This window comes from Streptomyces sp. MS19, assembly GCF_047200595.1.
Taxonomy (GTDB): domain Bacteria; phylum Actinomycetota; class Actinomycetes; order Streptomycetales; family Streptomycetaceae; genus Streptomyces.
This window is the reverse complement of record NZ_JBJZOH010000106.1, coordinates 1-448: the sequence shown is the minus strand read 5'-3', so window position 1 is coordinate 448 and position 448 is coordinate 1. Positions and strand designations below refer to the sequence as shown.

Annotated in this window: 1 pseudogene; it reads right to left on the bottom strand. The window is 67.9% G+C overall.

What is annotated here, in order from left to right:
- Nucleotides 1–362: pseudogene (locus ACL02R_RS30075) on the bottom strand (hypothetical protein); the annotation flags it as partial.
- Nucleotides 363–448: the final 86 nt, after the last annotated feature.

Here is a 448-nt window from a genome sequence, read left to right as displayed (position 1 = left end):
TCGCCCAGGGGCGTTCCGTCGAGCGGGTCGTTCACCACGACCGCCGGAGGTGCCTCCGGCATCGCCGCACGGGCCTCCCACACCGCCTGGCCGGCGTGTTCCATGCTCTGACCCATGGTTTCGACGTACTGGCCCAGTGCCTGAGACTGCTTGTGGAAGTGCTTGCCCCAGGCGCGGAAGACGTCCGCCGTCTCGCCCTGCCATGCGACGTTGGTCATCTGGAGGGCGATCGACGCACCGGTCTCGGAAAGCTCGGGAGCCAACCACCGCAGCCGCTTGCCGAGATACGCAAGCCCCAGTGGATCGGCGCTTTCCAGCGCCGCGGCGAGTTCTCTGTGCGAGTAGTACTCGTAGTTCGGCATGTCCCCCCCAGGTCCGCTTACACCTTCATGTCCCGGCCACCGCCGCCTCCGGCATGCGGATCTTCGGCGGCCCGTTCCTGCCAGCC